This window comes from Methyloterricola oryzae (assembly GCF_000934725.1).
GTDB lineage: Bacteria > Pseudomonadota > Gammaproteobacteria > Methylococcales > Methylococcaceae > Methyloterricola > Methyloterricola oryzae.
The window spans coordinates 55,025-75,802 of record NZ_JYNS01000010.1; the positions used below are offsets into that span (position 1 = coordinate 55,025).

At 62.9% G+C, this 20,778-nt stretch carries 14 protein-coding genes; 7 read left to right on the plus strand and 7 right to left on the minus strand.

Annotation, left to right across the window (positions count from 1 at the left end; genetic code table 11):
* Positions 1-3: 3 nt before the first annotated feature.
* Positions 4-234 (minus strand): FmdB family zinc ribbon protein, encoded by a 231-nt coding sequence (locus EK23_RS22555; RefSeq protein WP_082054202.1) that lies wholly within the window; start codon positions 232-234, stop codon positions 4-6.
* Between the two features lie 96 nt (positions 235-330).
* Positions 331-1,458 carry a cobalamin-independent methionine synthase II family protein gene (locus EK23_RS13865; RefSeq protein WP_045225982.1) on the minus strand — a complete coding sequence of 376 codons (1,128 nt, stop codon included), beginning with the start codon at positions 1,456-1,458 and terminating at the stop codon, positions 331-333.
* Between the two features lie 284 nt (positions 1,459-1,742).
* Here EK23_RS13865 and EK23_RS13870 point away from each other — a divergent pair, with 284 nt between their 5' ends.
* From EK23_RS13870 to EK23_RS13880, 3 genes are all read left to right on the plus strand, one after another.
* The gene (locus EK23_RS13870; RefSeq protein WP_045225983.1) at positions 1,743-3,155 is read left to right on the plus strand and encodes an aldehyde dehydrogenase family protein; all 1,413 of its coding nucleotides are present in this window, start codon (positions 1,743-1,745) and stop codon (positions 3,153-3,155) included.
* A gap of 278 nt (positions 3,156-3,433) precedes the next feature.
* Positions 3,434-5,053, plus strand: coding sequence for an EAL domain-containing protein (locus tag EK23_RS21815; RefSeq protein WP_145998664.1), 1,620 nt, complete (start codon positions 3,434-3,436; stop codon positions 5,051-5,053).
* 71 nt (positions 5,054-5,124) lie between these two features.
* Positions 5,125-5,880 (plus strand): MinD/ParA family ATP-binding protein, encoded by a 756-nt coding sequence (locus EK23_RS13880; protein ID WP_045225984.1) that lies wholly within the window; start codon positions 5,125-5,127, stop codon positions 5,878-5,880.
* Between the two features lie 19 nt (positions 5,881-5,899).
* Here the strand turns inward: EK23_RS13880 and EK23_RS21820 are convergent, their stop codons facing one another.
* Entirely contained in the window at positions 5,900-6,586 is a 687-nt protein-coding gene (locus EK23_RS21820) for a cyclic nucleotide-binding domain-containing protein (RefSeq protein ID WP_052808180.1), read from the minus strand.
* 61 nt (positions 6,587-6,647) lie between these two features.
* Positions 6,648-7,937, minus strand: coding sequence for an arginase (locus EK23_RS13890; RefSeq protein WP_200892162.1), 1,290 nt, complete (start codon positions 7,935-7,937; stop codon positions 6,648-6,650).
* Between the two features lie 94 nt (positions 7,938-8,031).
* Here EK23_RS13890 and EK23_RS13895 point away from each other — a divergent pair, with 94 nt between their 5' ends.
* Positions 8,032-8,505: an ATP-binding protein gene (locus EK23_RS13895; RefSeq protein WP_052808181.1), complete on the plus strand. Its 474-nt coding sequence runs from the start codon at positions 8,032-8,034 to the stop codon at positions 8,503-8,505.
* 30 nt (positions 8,506-8,535) lie between these two features.
* Here EK23_RS13895 and EK23_RS13900 read toward each other — a convergent pair whose 3' ends face one another.
* The 3 genes from EK23_RS13900 to EK23_RS13910 all read right to left on the minus strand — a co-directional run bounded on the left by EK23_RS13900 (position 8,536) and on the right by EK23_RS13910 (position 11,459).
* Positions 8,536-8,871 carry an STAS domain-containing protein gene (locus tag EK23_RS13900; RefSeq protein WP_045225985.1) on the minus strand — a complete coding sequence of 112 codons (336 nt, stop codon included), beginning with the start codon at positions 8,869-8,871 and terminating at the stop codon, positions 8,536-8,538.
* A gap of 195 nt (positions 8,872-9,066) precedes the next feature.
* Positions 9,067-9,954, minus strand: coding sequence for an alpha/beta hydrolase (locus EK23_RS13905; RefSeq protein WP_045226085.1), 888 nt, complete (start codon positions 9,952-9,954; stop codon positions 9,067-9,069).
* Positions 9,955-10,277: 323 nt separating this feature from the next.
* Positions 10,278-11,459, minus strand: coding sequence for a pyridoxal phosphate-dependent aminotransferase (locus EK23_RS13910; protein WP_235282069.1), 1,182 nt, complete (start codon positions 11,457-11,459; stop codon positions 10,278-10,280).
* Positions 11,460-11,738: 279 nt separating this feature from the next.
* On the opposite strand from EK23_RS13910, the gene EK23_RS13915 reads away from it, so the two are divergent.
* The 3 genes from EK23_RS13915 (at position 11,739) to EK23_RS13925 (ending at position 20,691) form a co-directional block, all read left to right on the plus strand.
* The gene (locus EK23_RS13915; RefSeq protein WP_045225987.1) at positions 11,739-12,659 is read left to right on the plus strand and encodes an NAD(P)-dependent methylenetetrahydromethanopterin dehydrogenase; all 921 of its coding nucleotides are present in this window, start codon (positions 11,739-11,741) and stop codon (positions 12,657-12,659) included.
* A gap of 201 nt (positions 12,660-12,860) precedes the next feature.
* Complete coding sequence (locus EK23_RS13920) at positions 12,861-13,997, plus strand: glyceraldehyde 3-phosphate dehydrogenase NAD-binding domain-containing protein (protein ID WP_082054192.1); 1,137 nt, start codon at positions 12,861-12,863, stop codon at positions 13,995-13,997.
* Between the two features lie 433 nt (positions 13,998-14,430).
* On the plus strand, positions 14,431-20,691 hold the full coding sequence (locus tag EK23_RS13925; protein ID WP_045225988.1) for a cupredoxin domain-containing protein: 6,261 nt from the start codon (positions 14,431-14,433) through the stop codon (positions 20,689-20,691).
* Positions 20,692-20,778: the final 87 nt, after the last annotated feature.

The window sequence follows — 20,778 nt, forward strand, 5'->3', positions numbered from 1 at the left end:
GGCTCAGCCGGGCGGCTCGCGGCCTGCAGTCGGAGCGGCGCCGCCGCAGCAGGGGCAGCCGGAGCCGTGGGCCGACTCCAATGGGTGGGGAAGCGGCGGGCTATCCGCATCGGGCCGGGCGTGGTCGCTGCCGCACCGGGAACAGACCCAGCACTCCGGCTCGCGGGTTCCGGCAAACACCATGCCGCTGAAGCGATGCCCGCAGTCGGGGCAGACAATCTGATAGATGGGCATGGCCTCGGTCCAAATCACGCCGACGACTGCGCGTCGGCGTGTCCGCCAGGTGGTTATTGTTTTAGTGCATCCGGAGCCGCTTGAACCTTGCCCGGATCAGGCCGCCGCGGCCCGCTTAGCCGCCAGTTCCCGCCGCACCAGCTCGGTTCCTTGCACCAGGGCATGCAGTTTGTCGATGGCGATATAGCGTTGCAACAAAATCAGCCCGCAGTCCGTGGTCACCCCGAGCCGCTCCGCCGGGATCACCTGCAGCAGCCTGCGGATGCGATCCGCGACCTGCTCGGCGGTTTCGGTGATGGTGCTCTTGACGTCGATCACCCCCGCCCAGAAGCTGATGTTGTCCGGCAAGGCATTCGATTTGAGGACGTCCAGCCCGCTCATGTCGTCACTGCGGCGTCCGCAGCTCTCCAGGTTGAGCACGTCGATGTGTGCCCGGTAGGCGGCTGGAACCACCGTGGCGGTGGCTTCCGGCTGCTTTCCTCGCCGCTTGGTCAGATCGTAGACTTCGCCGGCGCTGGCGGTTTCGTCGGGCAGGTAGGCGGGCGTCCCGCCCCAGTTGCCCCAGCACACGTGCACGATGATCTTGGCGTTCTTCACGCCCTCCACCGCCCGGTTGAAGGCCTCGATGGCCCAATCCTCGAAGCCGTAGGGCCAGGTGAACTCGTCCAGTTGGATGAAGTCGACACCCAGGGCGTCCACTTCCAGCAGATCCTCGTTGATGGCGGCCGCGATGGCCATGGCCCGGTCCCGGGAGGATTTGTAATGCAGGTCGTTGCTGGCCTGGGCCAGCACCTGGATGCCGGTGTACTGGATCTTGACCGGCTTGCGCGTGGCGCGTTTCAGCGCCTTCGCCTGCTCGACCATGATGGCGCCGCGCCGTTTGATTTCCTGATCCACCGTGCCGGCGTGCAAACGGCTGTAGATAGGGAAGCCGAGGTGCCCGCCCTTGAGATTGTAGCCGAGGCGGCGGAAGTAGTAATACAGGGCCTGGTCGGCATAGTTGTCGCCATGCACGCGCCCATCAGCGATGATGTCCAGGCCGGCATTTTCCTGGTCCCGGGCGATCGCGCCGATCACATCCTCCAGCGCCTCGCGCCACATGGAATCCGGCGGCTCCTGATCGCCTCTGAAGTGGCGGGCAAATTCCGCGTCCCACCAGCGCGGGTTGGGATAGTTGCCGACCATGCTGGTCGGGATGAGTACCTCGCTGCCACGAATCTTCATTGCTCCACCCTCCTTTTTCAACGGCCGATTAATTCTTGCCTTCCCTGAACCCGCCTCCCCACCGCATTGGGCAAACACGCGCTCGCCGGCGGGCACGCACTCCCCGCTCCGGGCCTTGCTCACCCGCTAGTCAAATGCCTTTGGTTGTGCGACATTGCGCCGCATCCGGCGTATTTTGTCAACAGGCTATTTCTGTCACTTGCCTTGACCTCAAAAATCCGTTCTGATTCGCGCGCACCCAGCGCAACGACGCTTGCTAAATCCCCATTTCGACGAGGCCTAGCATGAACAACCCAATAGGCGAACACGCCGCCGAAATCGGCGCATTGGTAGCGCGTGCCCGCAAGGCGCAAGCGGGCATCGAGCACTACTCCCAGGAGCAGGTGGACGCGCTCACCACGGCCATCGCCTGGTCCGTCGTGCGGCAGGACCGCGCCGAGACTCTGGCGCGACTGGCTGTGGACGAGGGGGGATTCGGGAACTACCCGGACAAGGTGCTCAAGATCCGCAACCGCATCATGGGCACCTTGGCGGACATGGCGGACGTCAGGACCGTGGGCGTGGTCGAAGAAAGCCCCGACAAGGGCTTGATCAAGATCGCCAAGCCGGTGGGCGTGGTGGCCGCCCTGATCCCCACCACCGGCCCCGATGCCACTCCGCCATTGAAAGCACTTCTGGCCCTGAAGGGACGCAACGCCATCATCGTCGCCGCCCATCCGCGCACCCAGAAGACATCGGCCCTGGTGGTGGATTTCATGCGAGCCGCATGCGAACAGGTGGGCGCTCCGGCGGACCTGATCCAGTTGATCGAAAAACCCTCCCTGGCCAAGACCCAGGAACTGATGCGGCAGGTGGACCTGATCGTCGCCACCGGCGGCGAAGCCATGGTGAAGGCGGCCTACAGTTCGGGCACACCGGCCTATGGGGTGGGCGTAGGGAATTCCGTGCATGTGGTCGACGAGACGGCGGACCTGCAGGATGCGGCCAGATGCATCGCCGTGGCAAAAACCTTCGACTACGCCACCAGTTGCCTCGCCGACAACGCGGTGGTAGCGGCCGCGGCCGTGTACGATGCGCTCAAGAACCTGCTCATGGAACAGGGCGGCCATGTCTGCAATCCCGAGGAAAAACGCAGGCTGCAGACCGTGATGTGGCCAAAGCCCGGCGTGCCCATACCGGCCTTGGAAGTGATCGCCCGGTCGGCCGGCGAAATCGCGGCGCTGGCCGGAATACCTGTTAGCGAGGCCTGCCGGTTCCTCGTGGTGGAAGAATCCGGGACGGGCCCCGAGCACCCGTTTTCAGGCGAAAAGCTCTCGGTGGTGCTGGCCCTGTACCGCTACGAAGGTGGCATCGGGCAAGCGGTGGAGCAAGTCAACCGCATCACCGACTACCAGGGGCACGGCCATACCTGCGGCATCCACACCTGCAACGACGACCATGTGATGGCCTTGGCCATGGGCACGCGCACCGCGCGGGTGATGGTGAACCAGAACCTCAACGAGGGCGCGGGCAGCCCCCGCAATAGCCTGCCCTACACCCTGAGCCTGAGCTGCGGCACCTGGGGCGGCAACATCACCACGGAAAATGTCAACGCGCGCCACTTCGTCAACCTCACCTGGGTGTCCCGGCCGGTAAAACCGCGCGTGATAAACGAGGAAGCGTTATTTCGCGAGCACTGGCAGAAACATGGGCAATAGCCTTCGGTGGCTGCCGGAGCTAAGGGGCTTTCAATACGATTAACCCGCCCCTTAGTGGCCGGGCTAATGCGGGGCACGGATGGCCCGGCGCGGCCAGAAGCCGCGTCAGCCAAGGTCGAGCGCGCACCGACCTTGGCGTCGGCCCGAAATAACAGGAGGGCATTTTGGGGCCTGATCAATATTGGCGGAACGGGTGATATGATGCCCTGAAAAAACCTTAGCCTGAAATCCCCTCGCATAAGAGCCGACACTGCGTGCCCCGGACCAAGCCCCCCCGATTGAATAGACGTTTTCGCCGGCCCCGGCGGCTCCTGGCGAAGCACGAAATTTCCCTCGTCGTCCTGCTCGCGCTCGTCCCGGTTTTCCTCACACTCACCCTTTCCTTCCTCTGGACGGTGCGGCACATCGAACATCAGATGGCCTTCCTGGCGGACGCGACGGCGCGGCGCTCGGAAAAGATACTGAAGGTCACGGAAACCAATTTGCGCCAACTGGCCGAGCATACCTCGGCGCGCTGCGACCTGAACGCCCTCGCCTTCATGCGCGAAAAGGTGTTCAGCGTGCTGTATATCCGCGAGATGGGCATCATCAACGACAACCGGCTTACCTGCAACGATATCCAGCGATTTACACCGCCGGTACTCATCACCGACCGGGAGTCGAGCAAGATCTCCGAGAGCGACGGGGAAATCACCATCGTGCCGCCGGTTGCGACCCTGCAGGGCGGCAAATCAATGCTGGTCAATTACCGCGTCGATGCGCGCAACTACGTGAACGCGCTGATCGATCCCGACCTGTTTCAGGAGTTTCATGAATACGTGCGGCTGGGCGAAGTCAGCAGCGTGTTCCTGGTGCGCGGCGACGGCAAAGCCGTCATCAGCTTCGGCACCATGTCCGAGGGCGATCTGCCGCCCCTGATGGAGAGCATCCCGCACCAGCTGCAGCATCGCGGCAAGCTGTTCTCCGTCTACAAGTCCGGCGCCTTCCCCCTGTATGCGGTAGTGGCCAGTTCGCCCGCCTTCATACTGCGACAATGGCGGGACCAGTCGCTGCCCCTCGGGTTTAGCGGACTGTTCATCTCCGTCGCCCTGATCGCCCTGCTCAAGTCCAACCGGCGCCGGCGCAGCCTGCTGCAGGGGGAGTTATGGCAGGCCCTGGAAAACGACGAACTGGTGCTGCATTACCAGCCGGTGATCGACATGCACAGCCAGCGCTGCGTGGGCGCGGAAACCCTGGTGCGCTGGCAGCATCCGGAGCAAGGCCTGCTGATGCCGCTGATCTTCCTGCCGGCCGCGGAGCAGACCGGGGTCATCCGCGCACTGACCCACTGGGTGGTGCGGCGCGTGGAGTGGGAACTTGGCGCCTTTCTCAAGAACAATCCGGATATCTATGTCAGCATCAATCTCAGCCCATCCGACTTGGGCTGTGACGGCCACAAGGTAGGCTTCGAGGATCTCGTGATCGACCTGGTTCCCAACGGCCAGATTGTCTACGAAGTCACCGAGCAAAGCCTGATCCCCGACCATGTCACTAGCGCCAACGACATCATGCAGTCCCTGCGCCGGCGCGGCGCCAAGGTCGCCCTGGACGACTTCGGCACCGGCTATTCCAGCCTCAGCTACCTGCACCGTTTTCCAGTGGATTACCTGAAGATCGACAAAGCCTTCGTGGATGGCATCGAAGACGAGGCCGAGAGTGCCAGCCTGGTGGACCACATCATCGGCATCGGGCACAGCCTGCAGTTCCAACTCATCGCCGAAGGCATCGAGCACCTCTATCAGATGCGCTATCTGCTCAAGAGCGGCGTGCAGTTCGGCCAGGGCTTCTTCTTCTCCCGGCCGCTGGCGGTGGATGAATTCCTCGTGTTCGTGCGCGAGCGCAACAAGGAAGTCATGTGACTGGGCGACAGTGGAAGGCTACTGAAAAAGGCAAGCTCCGCTCGTTGAAGACGGCTTAAAGGGACAACGACATGGCGAGGACCATTTCGATCCATTCGTTTCGCGGCGGCACCGGCAAGACCAACACCACGGCGAATCTAGCCGCGCTTCTGGGCCGCGCGGGCAAGCGCGTGGCCGTGGTCGACACGGATATCCAGTCTCCGGGCATACACGTGCTGTTCGGGCTGGATGAGTCGGCGGTGCGGCATACCCTGAACGACTTCCTGTGGGGCGCCTGCGACATCCGCGAGGCGGCCCACGATGTCTCGGCGGTGGCTGGCGCCGCCGGGCCCGGCGCGGTTTATCTGGTGCCGTCCAGCACGCGCAGCGGCGATATCGCCCGCGTGCTGCGCGAGGGGTATAGCGTCGAAATGCTGACCGATGGTTTCCAGGCGATGATCGGCGATCTTGCCCTGGATGTGCTGCTCATCGACACCCACCCCGGCCTCAATGAGGAAACCCTGCTCGCCATCGCCATCTCGGACGTGCTGCTGGTCATCATGCGCCCTGATCAGCAGGACTACCTGGGCACCGGCGTCACCGTGGAAGTGGCGCGCCGCCTGGAAGTCCCACGCATGCTGATGGTGGTCAACAAGACCCCTGAGATCTTTGCGCCCACCGAGGTGAAGGCCAAGGTCGAGGATGCCTACGGCTGCCCCGTCGTCGGCGTACTTCCGCATTCCGAAACGATGATGCAACTGGCGAGTGGCGGCATTTTCGCCGTGCATCATCCCGATCATCCCCTGAGCGCGATCTACGCGAAGATCAGCAAGGCACTGCTGGATTGAACGGGTGCGACGCTCCGGATCATTCGCCTGATTCGCCAGACAGCTTGCCGCGCAGCGAACGCGCCTTGGCCCGCAACTCGCGGAAGCTGTCGGTTTCGGTGATCGCCGCCACGTGCCGGTGCTTCTTGCTTTCATCGATCTCGATGCGCAAGCGCCGCAGTTCATCCCTCAACTGCGCTTCACGCCGGCTCACATCCTCGGCCATGGCAAAAAAGGCAGCGATCAAAGACTCAATCCGGATCTCACGACCTTCCGCTGCATCCTGTCCGTGGTTCCTCTCGATCTCCAGATCGGACAGCGCTGAACCGTAATCGCCGCCCGCAATGCGCCGGCTCCAGGCGATGGACTTTTCGATATAGCCGGTCGCGAAGCGCAACTTGGCCGAGAGCCCACGGATGATCTCCAGCGCCAATTGCGGATGCTCGCCCAAGACCTTCAACCAATCCGGGCGCGTCAGCAGCAGGAGCACGGCGGGCGATTGCGTGACCGCGCCGGCCGAGCGCGGCGCGTCATCCAGCAGTGCCATTTCGCCGAAAACGTCCCCAGGCCCGAGCTGATTGACCACCAGTTCCGCCGCCTCATCGGCTTGCGACACGATCCTGACCTGACCCGATTGAACGATGTAAAGCACGTCCCCGGCATCTCCCTGCCGGAACAGCACGTGCTCGGCATCGAAGTGCCGGGCCTGTAGATGAGCGGCCAGCATGTCCAGGCTCTCCGCGTCGAATTCGCGGAACAGGGGAATGCGCTTGAGGAATCCCGAGTGGCTAGTTGTATTCAGCTGAAACCCGCCCCTTGACCCTGGATACCACGTCCAAGGCGTTCTCCACCGTTCGGTTGTCCTCCGCCAGGGTCGGATTGATCTCGCAGATTTCGAAACAGCAGATGCGTCGGTCCTGCAGCAGCGACGCGATGAGATCACCGGCTTCGAGCTCGGTCAGGCCGCCGGCCACCGGCGTTCCCGTGGCGTTCGCGACGGACGGGTCCATGCTGTCCACGTCAAAGGAGACATAAATGCGCTCGCAGGCATCGAGCAAGGCCAGGGCCTCGCGGGCGATACGGGCCGCACCCCGGCTCCTCAGTTCGGTGGTGGTGAAGTTTCGTATCCGGTGCTGCTCGATCAGGCGGTCTTCCGCGGGCTCGGTATCTCGCACCGCCACGTAGACCAGATCCTCGAACCGGATCTTGGGCTCAATCCCGCCGAGCCGCTTGACCGCATTCCAGCCCGCCGCCGTCTCCGCCGAAAGCGCGTTGATACGGGCCGGAAGATTGTCCTCCCCCAATGCGGCGGCCAGGGGCATCCCGTGCATGTTTCCGGAAGGGGTCGTGTAGGGTGAATGAATGTCGGCATGGGCATCGATCCAGACCACGCCAAGGCGCGTCTCCGGCAGCGCCTGCTTGAGCCCGGCCAGGGTACCGGTCGCCGTGCTGTGATCGCCCGAGACCACGATGGGAAAACGGCCGGCCTCGACCGTGGCGGCGACGGCGGTTGCGACCGCTTGGAAGAGCACGAGCAGCCCGGCCAGGTTCTTGGCGAAAGGCGAGTCGTCGCATGAAGTCTGCTTTGAATCGGCTTCAACGACTTCGGCGGGACCACTGGAGACGGCGAAACGGTCCAGCTGAAAAGCCGCCGCCTGGAGGGCTGCCGGACCGAGATCGGCGCCACGGGTTCCAGCCCCGAGATCCGAGCGAACTTCGATGAGCTGTACCGCCTTGCTTTGGATCAGCGCAGTTCTGAGGGCCTCTGGCCATTCCGCGCCGGGTTTGTGTCCGAACCGAATGCGGTAGTCCGCGTCACCGGTTTCGGCCGAGGGAGCGTACAGAAACCCCTTCTCCGCGAGCAGTTCGATCAAGGCCTGTGCTTGGCCTTCGACGAACCCAAAGTGCGCCGCGAGTTCGCTGGCCGCAATGGCACCTCCCCGCCCTTGCCGCATCAAACGCGTCATGAGGCCGGGCAAGGGCTCAGGCAGCGCGAGCATATGCGCAAGCACGAAGCCTCGGACTTTGGGCAAGGCGGAAACGGCCGCGTAAAGCTGATCGAAGGAGACCTGATTCATCCATTTGACCTGTTGGCATGACTTCGGGATAGTTTTGGCCTTCGAGGCCGGGATTACGCCCGGCTTGACGAAAACCCCACCGCAGACCCGAGGAATGAATCACACGCCTGAAATACCTGCCCCAGGGGGCCATTACGGAACCGCCGAGCGCGGCGAACTGGTCATTTCCGCCCGGCTGAGCGAGGTTTCCCGTGCGTCGCATTGGTTGCGGGCGTTTGCGGAACGCCTTGAACTGCCGGAAAGCCACTGCCTCCGGCTGGCGCTGCTGCTCGACGAAGCCCTGTCCAACACCATCCAGCATGGCTTTGACGATGACGGCCAGCACCCCGTCACGGTCCGGATAATCGCCGAACCCGGGGCGGTTCACCTGGAAATTGAAGATGCGGGGCGATCGTTCAATCCGCTGGAAGCGCCTCCGCCCGCGGATCTGCTCAACCTTGAGGAAGCGGAAATCGGCGGCCTGGGAATTCATTTCATACGCCATTACAGCGACGAATGCCGATATGAACGAGCCGGGGGCAGGAACCACCTCCGCCTCACCATATTCGTGTCGTCTCCTGCAGTGTGAACCGAAAGGCGCGGTGGCAAGACCGGCTGCCTAGTTGAACGCCTTCATGGCCTCGGCTTCGGTGGGGTAGAGTGAAATCAGGCTGGCGAATCCACTGGTGGCCAAGACGTCGTTGACGAAGGCATTGGCTTCGCAAAGTTTCATCTGCCCGCCGGCCCCTTGCAACAGCTTGGCACCCAGCAGCAATACCCGCAAGCCGGCGCTGGAGATGAATTCCAGCTTGCCCAAGTTGACCAGGATCTTCTTGTGCTCGCCCTTGACGATTTTGACCATCTCGTCGTTTCCATACCCTGCCGCCATGGAATCCAGCCGACCTTCCATATCGACTACTAACACTTCATAAACCGGGCGCGTCGAAATCTTCATGGGTATTTTCGCGAGGTTGTACGATCGTTATCGAGAATCTTTGCCAGAAAGTTTATGGCCCAGGCGAATGCAGTGTCAATTCAGACCGGACGCCGGTTTTAGCAATTGAGTCATTCCGGAGTTAAACCTTGAGAGGCGGCCATCATTGCCGGTAACCTCGGAGGGGAATATCAAATACCCCCAGGTTTTTCTCCATCAATCGGCGCGCGCAGTAATTGCCCCGGGCCCGGCCAACGCTTGCTGATGGCGTAGCCAATCTTCAAGTACACCGAGCCAACTTGGATTGTCCTGGAACACTGTCGGGCCGTGTCCGCCTGTTTCATAAACCACAAGGCGCGCAGGGACCTGATGTTTTACCAGTTGCCGGTAGTACTGCAGGCTATTCTCCACCGGCACCACGGTATCGTCGCCGGCATGTAAAAGGAATGTCGGAGGGGTTTGCGCAGAAACCTGTTGGTCATTGGAGTATCTCGCGATCAACTCCGGGGCTGGCGTGGGCCCCAAAAGGTTTCGGCGGGACGGCCCGTGGGTCACCCCCTCATCCATCGAAATGACGGGGTAAAACAGGATTGAGAAGTCCGGGCGGCTCGATTGTCGCTCAATCGGATCCGTGGCCGCCGGCTGCCCCGCATCGAACGCCGTGGACAGGGTGCTGGCCAGATGTCCCCCCGCGGAAAATCCCCACACACCGACGCGCTGAGGGTTGATATTCCATTCGGCGGCTCGCTGGCGGACCACACGAAGTGCTTGACGCGCGTCGTCCGCGGGAATCGTCGCATGCTGATTCGGTATACGGTACTTGACCACGATTGCCGCAATGCCGCGAGGCACCAAGAGGGCCGCAATGCCGCGAGGCACCAAGAGGGCCGCGATTTTTTCCGCTTCCATCTCGATGCAGACCACCTGGTAGCTCCCGCCAGAGAGCAGGACAATGGCGGCCCCCGTGGCTTTATTGGCCGGAGGCAAATACGCCGTAAGTGTCGGCTGGGTTATGTTCCCGGCACACTTTCCCGACCGCTCGGGACCTGAGAGTCCATTTGCCTGGGGCGCCCCCTGAGGCCACAAGGGCAGTTTGATCACCATCCCCGCCCTATCGGCCTGGATCGGCCCTACGTACCAGGAAAGGATCCCCAAACCGACAACCACCAAAGCGCACCAGCGGATCAGGCTCGACACTGAATTCCCAGAGAATAAAATGGAAAACTTTCAATACGATAAGGCGCTCGATGACCCTCGGGCGCCATCGCGAAGCAAGCATGCTCACCTATGAGAAACTTGTCAATGCTGAAGGGGCTATTGGGGGGGGGGGGAAACGCCCTCTGTCGCTTTGCGATCCATAGGACAGGCGGGCGAGATACCACTGACAGCGTCATGCTGCGTGGCGGCGCCAATCGGCGCGAGGGAGCCTATGACAGGCCCTGAGTGCGCCTGAGCCCATCGACTAGACGCCTCACACCTTCTACGGCGGTTTCGGGACGCAAGGCGCCATAGGAAATCCGAAAGCAGCATCGGTCACACAGTCCGAACGCCGCGCCGGGAATGACAGCCACGCCATGCTCACGAACCAGCTTCTCGGCCAGACGCTCGGAAGAAAGGTCGGTATCTACTTCCAGCATCAGGTAGAACGCTCCTTGCGTGGGTGTTACCCGGCAGAGGTCGTTCACGTGGTGCAGGGCAGCGAGGATCTGGTCCCGCGTCTGCTCCAAGCTCGCGAGGTGGGAACGGGCATAGCCGGGGCCCGCCTCCAGCGCGCCCATCGCCGCCTCCTGAGCAATGCGGGTGGCGCAGATCAGGTTGGTATCCTGGGCCTTGAGAACCGCCTCGTGCAAGTGCTCGGGAAACACCATGTAGCCGATGCGCCAGGAGGCGAAACCGTAGGCCTTGGACAAGGAATACAGGCTGATGGTGTGCGCCTGGCTGCGCGCGGCGGCCCCGGGCGAATAGTGCCTGGCGTCGCCGTAGGTGAAGTATTCGTAAGCCTCGTCGCAGATGTGGTAGATGCCGCGCTCGGCGCACAGGGCGTTGATGGCGCGCAGCACCGCTTCCGGATAGACGGCGCCACTGGGATTATTGGGCGACACCGTGACCACCGCCCGTGTCCTGGGCGTCAGGGCCGCCCGTATACACTCCGGATCGGGCTGGTAGGCCGCATCGGTGGGCACACAGACCGGCGTGCAACCGAGCATACGTATGGCCATTTCCTGATTGAAGTAAAAGGGCGTCGGCAGGATGACTTCATCCCCCGGGTCGGCGATGGCAAAGAGCGCGTTGAGAAATGCCATGTTCGCCCCGGCGGTCACCACCACGCGCCGCCCATCCAGATCCAACCCATTTTCCGAAACCAGCTTGGCGCCAATCAGTTTGAGCAGTTCCGGTTGCCCCTGAACGGAACCGTATTTGTGGCAGTCCGGCTGATCACCGAAAGCACGGGCGCGCTCCAGCGCCTGAGGCGGCGGGCCATAAAACGCAACCCCCTGACCCAGAGAAATGCAACCCGGCGTTTGCCGTATCCATTCTCCGACCACGGGGATGATGGGCGACTGAACTTCCGCCATGCGGCGGCTGGCAGGCGGCAGGGACGATTTCAAGCAGTTCACCTTTATTGGGCTATAAGCGGGCAGTCTAGTGGCAAGCGACGGGAACTGTACAGGCAAATCCCGAAGGGCTGCGGAAGCCGCGTCAAGCCTCGACGTTGCCGCATCCAGCAAGCGCACGTCGGTCCATTAGCGTTTTTTAATACGCATTTTTCCCATTAAAGCTTGCCGGCTGCGCGCCGCTGAAACGGGAACTGACGTTCCGCCGCTTGACAAATATCAAGACAGCGGTGCGAAAGACTTGAATCGACGAGCATTTTATGGAGAAAACGTATGGCGCAACGTGTCTTGTACTTTCTGGTTCCCGGCCAAAATATCAGCCCATTCGACGTCACACTGGCCGCCGATGCCGGCTTTGACCAGGTGATCCCCTTGACAGGCATACAGCCGGCAGACGTGACTGGCATCGTGCAAGACGCTATCTTCTGCCGCCCTCCCAACCGGTTCAACGATACCGGCATCTTCATCGGGGGGCGGGACGTCCACCTGGCCACGGACATGTTCCAATCCGCGCGGAAAGCGATGGTTGGCGATTTCCAGGTCGGCGTCTTTGCCGATCCCAATGGCGCCTACACCACCTCGGCCAGTGTGGTGGCCCTGGTCGAGCGCGCCCTGTCGGACAGCACGGGCAAGGGGCTGGATCAGCGCAGTGTCGCCGTCTTCGGCACCGGGCCGGTAGGTCTGTGCACCGCCGTGCTGGCCGCACGCCAAGGTGCCAAGGTCCGCATCTGCCAGCTCACCGCGGATGACGACCAGAAGGCTGCACTTCGCTTCGGCGAGCGCTACGGCGTCGATCTAGAGTGGGTTTCCGCGGTAACCCTGCGCGAGAAATCCAGCGTCATGGAGGCGACCGAGGTGGCACTGTGCGCCGCCAAGGCGGGCATTCGCATCCTGGACCGGGAGGTACTGGATGCCGCGGCAAGCCTGCGGGTCGCCGCCGATACCAATGCCGTGCCGCCCAGCGGCATCGACGGCGTGGGCGTCAATGACCGGGCCGTCGCCGTGCAACTGGCCAAGTCAGAATTCCTCAGCATTGGGCCGCTGGCGATCGGCAACCTCAAGTACAAGACCGAATTCGGCCTGTTTAGAACCCTGCAGACCTCCAGCACACCGGCCCTGCTGGATTTCCCTGACGCCTTCACCTTCGCCACCGCCGAACTGGCGCAAGCGACAACATCGGCGAAAGCAGCTTGAGGGCACGAGACACCCCGTGCAGGACTCGCCTTGGGTCCAGCGGCGTCCGGGCGCTGCGGCCTATGGAGCACGCGTGACGCAAGGCGGAGTGGGCGGCCAGAGCCAACTGGCCCGCTGATCAGGCAGGAGCTCCGTCGTCTGCCAAGCCGCCCTTCCTGTCGCCCCTCAGGTTTTTGAACGCTTCAATGGAGAACCTCAAACATGGCACTGGTAGCTGGAATTGCGGGACTTGGACGCGTCGGGCGTGGCGTGCTGCGGGCAAATTTCTCGCAGGCGGCAAATGGAAGGTTCGACATTCGGGTGGCTTGCGATGTGATGCCCATCGATCAGATCGCCTACCTCCTGGCGCACGACAGCACCTATGGCAAGCCTCCATTCTCCGTCGACTGCGATGAGGACAGCCTGATCCTCGGCGGCAAGCGCGTGCGATATGAACAAGTGGATCGCCGGCGGGGAGTTGGGGAAGAGCAGCCCGTGTCCAGACTGCGTGACTATGGACTGGATGTCTTCATCGACGCGACAGGCACGGCCAGCGCCGACCACCTCCGCTCCTTGATACGCCAGGGGGTAGCCCGCAAGACCCTGTGTACCTGGAACGTGGAAGGTCACGACATCAGCCTGGTTTACGGCGTCAACCACGCCGACTACGATCCCGATCGCCACCATGTCCTCACCTCCAGCACCTGCACCGGGAACGCCCTGGTGCCGGTATTCTTTCCACTGGAAAAGCATATTGGCATTGAATACGCGCGGATCGTCACCATCCATCCGGTATTGTCCGATCAGCGCGCCCTGGACGGCTACCACAGTTCCCCGCAACTGGGACGCTCCTTTACGGATTCCATCGTGCCCACCAGCACCAATGTCGGCAAGTCGGCCGCCTTGGTGCTGCCGTCCCTGAACGGGAAGTTGGATTGCGTCTCCTACCGTGTTCCGACCGCGATCGTGTCCGCCATGGACATCACGCTGGAACTGTCCCGCCAAACCTCGCGCGAACAGTGCCTGCGGATACTGGAGGACTATGCCGCCACCTCACTCTCCGGAATCATCCGCTGCGATTACGGTGCCTGGGGCCACCCGCGTGCCAGCATCGATTTCCTGGGCGATGAATGCTCCTCGCATATCCTGATGTCGCACCTGACGGTTCACGGCGGCCGCCGCCTGGGCCTTTCTCTCATGCACGACAACGAATGGGCCTATTGCTGCCGCGTACTGGACATACTCGGCGTCATAGAACAGGCCGGAACCGGGCGCAGCCTTGAACGCCGCCCCAAACGCGGGCTGCGCGCGAGGAACCGCGGCCGGCGGGCTATCGTGCCGGCTTGCGCGCTGGCCTAGAAGTCCGCTGAACGCGGGGCTTCCTTACCCGCCGCCTCATCCTCGAAATCCACGGAATCCGCTTGAGAAAAGGCGGGAGTCCCCTATCTTCAAGCGCCTAAGCGCTTAGCGCACGACCGCGTGCGACGGCGCGAGCCGGCTCATTCCGTGCGTGCCGACGACCCCAACCCCTCCTGCAATTGTCAACTTCCGGGAATTCGCTCAGGTAATATTTCCTGGAACGGCGATCCCGTCGGTGCTTTACTGGCGCCCACATCAAGGTTTCTATCGAGAGCCAACTGCAACCGCCTGAGGTAATGGCACTCACTCGGTCGGTTTGCAGCCGGATAGCGTTGCCCATACGGGGATGAGCCAGCCGGGGATTCAGACGAAATCACTGGCTGCGCGAGCGTCAAAGCCCGCCACGGCCGACCAACGGAGAGGAGCAGGACCCATGAAGAAGTCCAACGGGATGAGCTTTCGAGCTCTCGGGCCGGCAGCACCCAAAGCGGTTTTTGTGGCGATGGGGGTTGCCGCCTCCGTGATTCTGCTCGCCAGCCTCGCCATCTCCTGCGCCCGTCAGAAGCCATCAGGGACGCAGAGTCCGCCGCCAGTCAGCCAGCCCGCGCCTGACACGCCTTGGGCCTGTGACGAGAACTCCACGATCAAGGCCGATGTGGTCGCGCTGGAACAGGCCTATCTGCTCAACCGCTTCGCCGCCTTTGTCCCCGCCGGCATGCTTTACGCGCTGAGCCACGACGTGGTCTATGACGACCCGGACACCCGCGAGGTGGAGTCCCAAGCGCTGAGCCGCGAGTTGCTGGAAAAACCCGGCTTCGCCCGCAAGATCGCCGGGCATGTGCGCCTACGGAGCGACAAGCGCCCGCGTCCCCTGGTACTTCGAGTTCACGAGCGCGAATGCCTGGATGTGACTTTCCACAACTTGCTCTCGCCACAATGGACCGAGGAGGGCGGCATCCCGCCGGAGTATGGCGACAAGCTGACCCAGCACGTGGAAGCCCAGGCCGGCGCGCCCGCCTCGCGCCAGTTGGTGTCTGCTGAGAAGGTGAGCAAGGACGCGCCCTTCACCCGCGCCGCGTCCTTTCATGTCAACGGACTGGAATATGCGCCCATTAGCGCCAGCGAATGCCCCAAGGATTACGTGTGTGGCGGCGACGGCTCGAATGTGGGTCTGAGCGGGCGACAAGGCCTGGTCTTCAGCCCCAAAACCGGTTCCCCAAAAAAGGCGGAATTGACGCGGCTGGGGTCCCTGGTGGCACCCGGCGATCATGCCATGATCCGCCTGCGCGGGAGCAAGGAAGGCACTTATTTCGCCCATTCCACCGCAGCCCCGGTGGGGGGTGAAGGGGATGGCGGACAGATCGGCCTCGGTCTGTTCGGAGCGGTGAATGTGGAGCCGGTCGGCTCGCGCTGGTACCGCTCGCAGGTCACGGGACAGGAGCTTTCCCAGGTGACCGGAAGCGGTGCGACCCACCATCCCTATGCCCGCATCGATTACGAGGAAACCCGTCATGGCTTGCCCATCCTGAACATGCTGGATGATGACCGCAACCTGGTGCACGGCGACCTCAATGCCGTGATCGTTCAGGACGAACTCCACCGCAGCAGCTGCGGGCTGAACAAGCACGGGCTGCCCGACCGGGTCTACGGCGACACCAACTGCCTGTCCTTTCGCGAATTCACCGTGATCATGCACGACGAGGTGCATGCCCAGCAGGCCTTCGCCGAGTTGGAGGACGAGGGCAATCCGCTGCACTACATCAAGGACGGCATGGGCATCAATTACGGGGTGGCCAGCATGGGATCTCTGGTGATGGGCACCCAGTCCCAGCGCGGCGTCGGGGTAGTGAAGGATTGCGCCGAGTGCCGCGCCGAGGAGTTCTTCCTCAGCTCCTGGGCCAATGGCGACCCGGCGCTGATCCTGAAGTGGGATGCCTCCGGACAGAAGCCCATCGGCGCGATGTATCCCGACGATCCGTCCAACGTGCACCACTCCTATCTGGGCGATCCGGTACGCTTTCGCAACATCCACGCCGGCCCCAAGGAAACCCACGTCTTTCACCTGCACGCCCACCAGTGGGTGATGGACGGCAGTGAGCCCAATTCCACCTACCTGGATTCGCAAACCATCTCGCCCGGCGCCACCTTCAGCTACGGCATCGAGTTCGGGGGCTCCGGCAACCGTAATTACACACCCGGCGATTCGATCTTCCACTGCCACCTCTATCCCCATTTCGCCCAGGGCATGTGGGAACTCTGGCGCGTGCACGACAGCTTCGAAGACGGTGGCAAGGGCGTGTTCGACCCGGTCAAGAACCCGCGCGGACGCAACCTGCCGGATGCCGAGGTGAAGGAAGGGATCGAAAGCCCGGCGCTGGTGCCCATTCCCGGAATGGCCCTGGCACCCATGCCTGGCCCGCAATTCGGCGGCTACCCCTTCTACATCGCGGGTGAGGCCGGGCACCGCCCGCCGCAGCCGCCCCTGGACATGGACGTGCTGGCGCCCGGCTACCAGGCCTCGCTGGACCTTGAGCCCGCCGCGGACCAGATCGTCAATGGCGGCCTGCCCCGGCATCACATCACGAGCTTCGACGCACAGGGCAACCGGGTGGCAAGCCGCTTGAAGGGGCCCGAAGATCCCGCCGTGGTGGCTGCGGCCCTGGAAAAAGGCGGCGAGGCCGCCCGGCTCATCGCGCAGAAGGTTTACGCCCAGAACCCCACGTCGGTGGAAGCCCTGGCGCGCAATTGGGACACGATCCAGATCAAGCCCCTGGAGCACCGCGGAGAACCGCAAGAACGGAACGCCATGAAATTCCACGAGGGCGAACTGGACGACGAAGCAGGCCCGGCCCGCCGCATCAAGGTGGAGCATCCACCAGCGCCCGAGGCACATCCGACCTGGTACCAGGGCTTCAAAGCCTATCGCACCGCTTGGTCAAACTCGGTGGAGAACCAGCACGAGCGGGACGAGGACAAGGGCGAGGACCCCCTGTTCTACGTCAACGGTCTGCAGCGCGCCGCCGGTGCCCCTTTCGCCAACCCCTGCCCGGCCGAAGCGCCGACGCGAAACTACCGCGCCGCCTTCATCCAGACCGAACTGACCGTGAACCGCCATGGCTGGTTCGATCCCCAGGGACGCATCGTCATCCTGGAAAATGACATCAAGGACATCATCGATCCCAATACCCGTAGCCGTCTGCCGGAACCCCTGTTCTTCCGCGCCAATTCCGGGGAGTGCATCAACTTCAAATCCAGCAATTTCGTGCCCAGTGCCCTGGCGGTGGACGACTTCCAGGTATTCACCCCCACGGACACCATCGGCCAGCATATTCACCTGGTGAAGTTCGACGTCACCGCCTCCGACGGCTCCGGCAATGGCTGGAACTACGAGGACAGCACCTTCTCGCCCGACGAGGTGCGCGAGCGCATCTTCGCCCACTGGCGCACCACCGGCGACAAGCGCTGGAAACCGCAGCCGCATCCGCTGTTCCGCCCGGGTGGCGACATCTACGAGCACCGCGCGGAAGCCCGCTACGCGAAGCTATTCCAGAAAGGCATCTGCCCTGCGCAGGATCCGGGCGAAAGCGATCATGCCTACGAACTCAGGCTCGAGCATGAACACCCCCTCTGCGGCGCCCAGCGCACCACCCAGCGCTGGTGGGCCGACTCCATCCTGGTGCGGCAACCGACCGGGGAAGGCATCTACCGCGACAACACCCTGCGTACCGTCTTTACCCACGACCACATGGGACCCAGTTCCCACCAGCAGCACGGGCTCTACGCCGGCCTGGTGATCGAACCGCCCAACTCGGTGTGGACACGACCCGGCACCCCGCCCGAAACGGCCGCCCAACGCCTGGCACAGCTGCGCGCTTGTGCGGAGCGCTCCGACCCTCAGTGCTTGAAAGCCCGGGATGAGGCCCAGTATCTGCTGCTGGGAGGCGCCGATCTGCTGATTCCAAGCCCCCATGAGATTCCCCTGAATATCATCAAGCCGAGTCGTCCGCTGCAGGTACGCGAAGACGGTGGCCCCACCGCGACCCAGGCCAACATCATCGCGCCGCAATGCCTGGGCGCTCCGGGCTCCAACCCGCTGGCTGGCCCAACCCAACCCTGCCCGCATGGCGAAGCTGATCAGACCCGCCGGGAATTCACCGTCGCCATCGCCGATTTCGCCGGCGTCTATAACACCGCGCTGGAGCCCATCAATCCCGAAACCCGCGATGTCTCCGCGCGCCGCTTCGGCCAGCGCCAGGTGGCAAGCCAGGTGCCAAGGCCTTTAGCCATCTCCTCGGAGGACCCTGGCACGCAGCTGGTCAACTACCGCCAGGAACCTGTCGCCCTGCGTATCACCGAGGTCAAAGGCAACCCGCGGCTAGGCGGCTTCGACTACTCCCAGACCCGCTGCAAACCGGGGCAGTTGGATTGCACCGGCGACCTGGCCAACAGTCTAGCCACGGAGCCCCATGCCAAGCGCGACCGCAAGCTCGCCACCGCGAGCTACGCCAGCTTTGCCCACAGCAAGGACGCGCTGGAACTGGTTTCGCCGGTGACCCGCGCCATTCTGCGGAACCAGGGCAAGAGCGGCGAGCTGAAACAGGTGGTCAGCGAGGTGGAACAGTGGCGGCGTGACTTCAACTGCGCGCTTTACAACGATGAAGAGCGCGGGAAGTCCAATATCTGCGTAAGATCGGGTGGACCTGGGGCACAGATTGCCAATGCCGATCCCTGGCGTGTGATGGGCGATCCGGCCACCCCCATCCTGGCGGCCTACGAGGGAGACCCGGTGCAGATCCGCCTGATCCAGGGCGCCCAGGAAGCCCAGCACGTCTTTGCCATGAATGGAATCAAGTGGCACCGCATGCCGGGCAATCCGAGCTCCGGCTACGTCAACGCGCAGCCCTTGGGCATCTCGGAACATTTCGAGTTCGAAATACCCGCCCCCGGCCTGGATGCCTCCTACGTGGACTACCTGTATTACGGTTCGTCCATCGATCAACTTTGGGACGGCATGTGGGGCCTTATGCGGATCTGCGGCGCGAAGCGCGAAGGGGCCGACGCCAGCGAAAACTGTCCTGCCGAATGGGTCGAGCGCGTGGCGCAACTGCCTAATATTCCTGCGCCACAGCGCAACGACGCGGCGGCCGATAACCTGTGTACACCAGACAAAGATGCGCATCCCCGCCAATTCGATGTCAGCGCCGTCCGCGTGTGCGACCTGTACGAAAACTGCGACAGCCGCGCACCGACTGGCCTCAGCTACAACCAACGCTTCGGCATCGAGGACCGGAATGCCCTGATCTTCGTGGCTTCCAACACCGAAAACCCGGACCAGGCCCTCAACTCGGAGGTTCTCTCGGCATTGAGGAAGGCTTTCAAATCACGCCAGCGGCGGCCGGAACCCTTGGTGCTCAGAGCCCAGGCCGGCGACTGCATCAAGCTGACCTTGCGCAACCTGCTGCCGGAGGATCTTCGCGACGGCCCGAACATCGCAACCGGTGACGCCGTGACCGAGGCGCAGGCCTATTTCAATTTCCTTCCCATGATCGCTGATGGCTTCAACCTCAATCAGTTCCGCATGTCGTCCAGCGTCGGTTTGACTGTCCCCCGCCTTGCCCAGCATCCCCTTCACGCGTCCGGTGGCAATTTCGGCCACAACGGACGCATAGCATCGGCTGCACCAAATAGCTCGTTGCACAAAGCTCCAGTCACCGTCATGGGTGCCAGGCCAGCCGCAATGGAACCGCAGTCGCAGGGCAACCTCGTCCCAGCTTGTCCATCCGGACATCCCGATGAAGATCGTTGCCGGACCACCTACATGTGGAGTGCAACCGAGTTCCTGGCCGACTCCAACAAGCCGGTGGAATTTGGTGCGCTGCCGCTGACCAGTTTTGGCGACCCGATCAAGCATGTGACCCACGGTTTGATCGGCGCACTGGTCATCGAGCCCGAGAACGCCAAGGTCTGCCCCGCCACGACCCCGGCGCGGCAATGCAGCGGCGAGCAGCCACCGGACTTGCTCCACAGCCAGCTCAGCGCACGGGTGTGCAAGCCGGGCGGCGATTGCTTCTTGGAGCACGTGTTCGTCATGCAAGACGCGGTCAGCGCCACCCAGGGGGGCTTCCCGGTGCCGGACCTCTCGGGTGCCGAGGAGCCCGACGACTACGGCGTCAAGGCCATCAATTACAAGACCGAACCCCTATGGGCGCGCCGCGGCAACGACCCTTCCCTGGACTTCGGCAGCCGCAATGAGCAGGACTATGCGCAAGTCTTCAGCTCTCGCCCGGAAGGGAAGGGCTGCGCCAGTGGTATCACAAAGCTCAAGGGGCTGGTCTGTGACCCAGAGACACCCATCTTCAAGGCGCAGGCAGGCGACCACGTGCGCTTGCACATCGTCCACCCCGGCGGGCATACGCGTCAGCAGGCGCTGACACTGCACGGCCATCATTGGAACCCCTACCCTTGGAGCGCCGACGGACGGCGCTTTGAGGCCCATCCCGGAACGCAGATCGATCAGGGCAGCTTCAACGGCTTCGGTCCCATGATGGGCATATCCCTGGAAGTCACCGCCGGAGGCGCGGAGCAGGTAGCCATGGACTACCTGTTCCATAGTCAGGCAAGTTTCCTTTGGGACGGTGGACTGTGGGGAATCTTCCGGGTGGAACCAAGCCCATCCGGGTCGCGGCTGCAATAACAGTGGCCCTAAGGCTCGGACGGGAAAGCATGACCGCAGTATTCGCCACGCCGCCTCACGCCATGGGTACTGAACTGAGTCCAGCTT

Excerpts from the sequence above, each read along its gene's own strand:
- EK23_RS13880 (WP_045225984.1), top strand. The coding sequence starts at position 5,125 with ATGGCGAGGACCATTTCGATCCATTCGTTTCGCGGCGGCACCGGCAAG.
- EK23_RS13900 (WP_045225985.1), bottom strand. The coding sequence starts at position 8,871 with ATGAAGATTTCGACGCGCCCGGTTTATGAAGTGTTAGTAGTCGATATG.
- EK23_RS13915 (WP_045225987.1), top strand. The coding sequence starts at position 11,739 with ATGGCGCAACGTGTCTTGTACTTTCTGGTTCCCGGCCAAAATATCAGC.
- EK23_RS13890 (WP_200892162.1), bottom strand. The coding sequence starts at position 7,937 with ATGAATCAGGTCTCCTTCGATCAGCTTTACGCGGCCGTTTCCGCCTTG.
- EK23_RS22555 (WP_082054202.1), bottom strand. The coding sequence starts at position 234 with ATGCCCATCTATCAGATTGTCTGCCCCGACTGCGGGCATCGCTTCAGC.
- EK23_RS13870 (WP_045225983.1), top strand. The coding sequence starts at position 1,743 with ATGAACAACCCAATAGGCGAACACGCCGCCGAAATCGGCGCATTGGTA.
- EK23_RS13865 (WP_045225982.1), bottom strand. The coding sequence starts at position 1,458 with ATGAAGATTCGTGGCAGCGAGGTACTCATCCCGACCAGCATGGTCGGC.
- EK23_RS13925 (WP_045225988.1), top strand. The coding sequence starts at position 14,431 with ATGAAGAAGTCCAACGGGATGAGCTTTCGAGCTCTCGGGCCGGCAGCA.
- EK23_RS13905 (WP_045226085.1), bottom strand. The coding sequence starts at position 9,954 with ATGGTGATCAAACTGCCCTTGTGGCCTCAGGGGGCGCCCCAGGCAAAT.
- EK23_RS13920 (WP_082054192.1), top strand. The coding sequence starts at position 12,861 with ATGGCACTGGTAGCTGGAATTGCGGGACTTGGACGCGTCGGGCGTGGC.
- EK23_RS21820 (WP_052808180.1), bottom strand. The coding sequence starts at position 6,586 with ATGCTGGCCGCTCATCTACAGGCCCGGCACTTCGATGCCGAGCACGTG.
- EK23_RS13895 (WP_052808181.1), top strand. The coding sequence starts at position 8,032 with ATGAATCACACGCCTGAAATACCTGCCCCAGGGGGCCATTACGGAACC.